A 3,699-nucleotide genomic window follows, 5' to 3' on the forward strand; every position below is an offset into this window, starting at 1 on the left:
GGCTGCCGCGATGTCCTGCTGTCCGTAGCTGAGCACGCGCAGGCGTGACAGCAGCAACCGCGTCTGTGCGATGTCCTGCTGGCCGTTGTAGCTGGTAGCGGCGCTGCGCAGGTTGAGGAAGACGTCAACGAAATCACCGGGCAGGATGCGGTTGCCTGCCGCGACCAGCTCATCGACCGGCACCGCCAATGCCCGTTCACCCGGCCGCAGCTGCAGCGAGAAGCCCTGTGCGAGCAGGCTGGCACCAATCGCGCTGCCTTCGCTGATGTCCTGCACCGGCACCTTGCCGACCACCGCTGCCAGGTCGGCAACGGCCCCCGGCACTTCTGCGGTGCGTTGCGTCAGCCGCACGCCATTGGCGCTGATCGGCTCGCCGGCGGGTAGCCGCGCGGTGGCTTCAACGACACTGAAGGTCTGCGCATCGGCCTTCACGATCGTGCTCGGGTTGTCCGCCGAGGCCGCAGGCTTCCGCCCGATCACAAAGGCGACCACGGCCAGCAGCACGGCGAGCGCGATCAGCGCGATGGCGGCGATGCGGGTCAACTTGAGCATGAAAATCGTCTCCTGTACCGATCGTCAGTTGCTGCCGAGGTCCAGCTGGGCGACCGCGACGCTGCGGATGGGGGCCTGCATCACCCAGCCATAGAGCGTGGCGGTGCCGGGCAGGAAGGGATGGGACGCATAGTCGTAGCTCACCGTCACGGTCATGCATTGCACCGTCGCCAGGCCGGCGCAGGGCGCCTGCGGCGAGACCACGATGGCGCCGGTGCCGCCGCCGCTGCAGTCCGGGTTCTGCCCGGAAAACTGCAACAGCCACTGCATGGAGCGGCGGGCCGCCAGGCAGGCGGCGGTGCGCCGCTCGCCGGCGTTGCCAAAGCGCAGCGAAGCACGCGCGCCCTCGGCCGAGGCCGTCGCCAGCGTCTGCTGCGCGGCCATGATCAGCACGCCGGAAAAGGTGAGCAGCAGCAGCGGCACCAGGCCGAGCAGCAGCATCAACGCGAATTCGATGCTGGCCACGCCGCGTTGGCGTTGGCGCGCGAACGCTTTCATTCGACGCCTCCATAGGTGGTTGCCAACACCCAGCCAATCGCCGCGAAGGCCAGGTAGGCTGCGTAGGGAATGCCCTGTCGCCCCTCGCGCGCGGCATGCAGTTCGCGCAGGGCAGGGTGGCCATTCAAGTGCGTGCTGGCGCGGTTTACCTGCATCTGCAGGCGCAGCGGCAGGTGGCCGGCCAACTGCCGACCGGCCAGCAACAGCACGGCGTGGGCGCCTGCGGCCAGGCTGGCCAGCACCCACACCGGCAGCAATGCCTTCCAGCCCAGCAGCAGGCCGAGCACGGCGAAGAACTTCACATCGCCGGCGCCCATCCAGCGCACCGCATAGAACGGCAGCAATGCCAGCAGGCCAACGACTGCGCCCAGCAGGTGTGGCGCCCAGGCCGTGCGCGTTGCATTGAACTGGCCGGCGATGATCAGGGGCACGGCGATCGTGCACGCGGCCAGCAGCCAGGTGTTGGGCACGCGGCGGGCGTACAGATCGCTGATCGCAATCCGCAGGCACACTCCCATGGCCAGCAATCCCAGCAGTGTCATCGCACACCCTCGTTGTCCGTCACTGGACAGTTGCAGAACCCTTCATCGGCCACCGCGGCCGCCATCGAAGCGACCGCAGGTGCTGCACCCTGCGCGCTGGCTAGGTGGTGGTGGCGTCGGTGGCAATGGCCTGCAGGCGGGTGAACAACGTGGTGAAGAACGCGGTGATCTGGGTTCTGCCCACCACGATCAGGATGCCGGCGATCACGGCGGCCAGCAGCCCGTATTCGAGCGCGGTCACGCCATCTTCTTCTTTCAGGAACTTGCGGATCGATGCGTTCATGACGGTTGTCTCCCTCTACCTGTCAGTTGCTGCAGGACACCTGCATGGGCGGTGGCCCGGCTCCGCCGGGACCGTCCGTAGGCCCCCGCCATCCTGGCGGAGGAGGCACGGCGGGCAATCCCGCTGTGCTCAAGCAGGGTGATCATTCCCGGGCAGGGCAGCGGCCGCGCAACCACGACCACCCAGCTCCAGGCCGGTGGTCGAAACGGTATCTCGTACGTGCATGGTCATGCTGTCCCCCTGGGTGTGGCCGCTGTCTGCGTGCCCGATCACCGTGTATTCGACTTTGCCTGAATGGCGGTTCCCTGCAACCGGAACCTATATGCAAATTCGGCAGATTCGCTGGATGCCTGAATATTCCGGCGCGAATCTGTGACGTAAATCCGTTCCTGCGCAAAACGATTCATGGTCGTGCAGATAATGTGATGCCCATCCGCGCGCATGCGAAAACCATGCCATCGGCGCGCACATTTTCTTCACGCAATTGATAATTCCGCAGCGTCGAAACATCCTGTTTACGACCGCCGATTATCGGGCATACTCGCATTCAAGGTTTTGCATTTTCAGGGAGGGACGCGCGTGCATCGCAGCGTCCATCTCGGCAACGGACGATGCTCTTGGAAACGGCGTGCGCCCTGTCAGGCAGTGGGGGCGGGGTCGTGCGGCAGGCCAAACGGGGGACGACACTGTCATGGTCGATGGTGGGGTGGAAGACAACGACGACGGCGATCTCAGGTCAATCGACCTGGCCACGCTGAGCGGCGTGCTCCGCGTGTGCGATGTGGAACTGTTGCTGCTGGATGGCAATGGTCCGCGCGCGGCATTTGCTTCGCGCGTTCACGAGGAAGCCCTGTTCTGCAGCATCACCTGTGGCTTCCACTGCCGCGGCCGTTTCATGCTGCCGCCGGACTGGGCAATGCTCGGCTACCTGCACACCACCGATGATGCATTGAGCTGGTGCCATGGCGTGCCGCTGACGCCGGGCATGGCCTTGACCGTGATGCCCGAAGGCATCAGTGAATTCACTCTCAGCCCTGGTACCCAGATGACGCTGATGCTGGTGCCGGTCGCGCGCGTGCAGCGCAAGTTGACCGAGCTGAGCCTGCGCAGCACGCCACCGGCGGGGCAGGCGCTTTCACTGTTCAACCTTGGCGATGATGCGATGCCGCTGGTACGCCATTACCAGCAACTGCACGCGCAGCTGGGGCAGGGTGGTGGGCTGCAGCCGGAAGAAACCGAGCGCCTGCTGCACGAGCATGTCCAGGCGCTGCTCGGTGCCGGCCCAGCCGATCGGCCCAGTTGCAGCCGCGCCCGCCGCACGCATTACCTGATCGCGCAGCGGGCGGAGAACTTCATGCGCCTCAATCTTCGCCGCAATATCTACATGAATGAAATCTGCGACGCCGCCGGCGTCAGCGAGCGTGGCCTGCGCTATGCGTTCGAGGATCTGTTCGGCACCTCGCCCAATCGCTACCTGTCGATGCTGCGGCTGTGCGCGGCCTGCCGCAGCCTGTCGATGGCCGATTCCAACCGGCGCTCGGTCAAGGCCATCGCCCTCAGTTGCGGGCTGTGGGATCTTTCCCGCTTTGCCGACAACTACCGGAAAGTGTTCGGCGAACTGCCGCGTGACACGTTGATGCGCGCGCCGGCACAGCTCGGCCAGCCAGCCTGAGGGGTATCGGCCGGGCTGCCGCCCGGCACCCGCAGAGGCAAGGGCAACGGCAACTGCCGAAAGCAAAAGCAGGTTTCCTGTGGAATGGCGGGGTGGGTCCRGTTGCGGGGGACGCCGTAAACCCGTCCATGGGGGCTTGGCCGCGGCATCCA

5 protein-coding genes are annotated in these 3,699 nt (G+C 65.7%); 1 reads left to right on the top strand and 4 read right to left on the bottom strand.

The features are described from left to right. The 4 genes from cpaB to AB4Y84_RS15955 form a co-directional block, all read right to left on the bottom strand. Positions 1-552 (bottom strand): Flp pilus assembly protein CpaB (gene cpaB / locus AB4Y84_RS15940; protein ID WP_442250424.1); only part of this gene is annotated, 552 nt, incomplete at its 3' end. Between the two features lie 24 nt (positions 553-576). Further along, complete coding sequence (locus AB4Y84_RS15945) at positions 577-1,050, bottom strand: TadE/TadG family type IV pilus assembly protein (protein ID WP_025878545.1); 474 nt, start codon at positions 1,048-1,050, stop codon at positions 577-579. Continuing rightward, positions 1,047-1,592 carry an A24 family peptidase gene (locus AB4Y84_RS15950; RefSeq protein WP_442244832.1) on the bottom strand — a complete coding sequence of 182 codons (546 nt, stop codon included), beginning with the start codon at positions 1,590-1,592 and terminating at the stop codon, positions 1,047-1,049. The genes AB4Y84_RS15945 and AB4Y84_RS15950 overlap by 4 nt, the downstream gene beginning before the upstream one ends. A 100-nt stretch (positions 1,593-1,692) precedes the next feature. Further along, positions 1,693-1,875 carry a Flp family type IVb pilin gene (locus AB4Y84_RS15955; protein WP_025878547.1) on the bottom strand — a complete coding sequence of 61 codons (183 nt, stop codon included), beginning with the start codon at positions 1,873-1,875 and terminating at the stop codon, positions 1,693-1,695. A gap of 691 nt (positions 1,876-2,566) precedes the next feature. Between AB4Y84_RS15955 and AB4Y84_RS15960 the strand changes: the two genes are divergently transcribed. Further along, entirely contained in the window at positions 2,567-3,547 is a 981-nt protein-coding gene (locus AB4Y84_RS15960) for an AraC family transcriptional regulator (RefSeq protein WP_025878548.1), read from the top strand. Positions 3,548-3,699 lie beyond the last annotated feature (152 nt).

The organism is Stenotrophomonas sp. 2YAF22, from assembly GCF_052114665.1.
GTDB classification, from domain to species: domain Bacteria; phylum Pseudomonadota; class Gammaproteobacteria; order Xanthomonadales; family Xanthomonadaceae; genus Stenotrophomonas; species Stenotrophomonas indicatrix.

Coding starts and splice junctions, on each gene's coding strand:
- AB4Y84_RS15950 (WP_442244832.1), bottom strand. CDS start 1,592: ATGACACTGCTGGGATTGCTGGCCATGGGAGTGTGCCTGCGGATTGCG.
- AB4Y84_RS15960 (WP_025878548.1), top strand. CDS start 2,567: ATGGTCGATGGTGGGGTGGAAGACAACGACGACGGCGATCTCAGGTCA.
- AB4Y84_RS15945 (WP_025878545.1), bottom strand. CDS start 1,050: ATGAAAGCGTTCGCGCGCCAACGCCAACGCGGCGTGGCCAGCATCGAA.
- AB4Y84_RS15955 (WP_025878547.1), bottom strand. CDS start 1,875: ATGAACGCATCGATCCGCAAGTTCCTGAAAGAAGAAGATGGCGTGACC.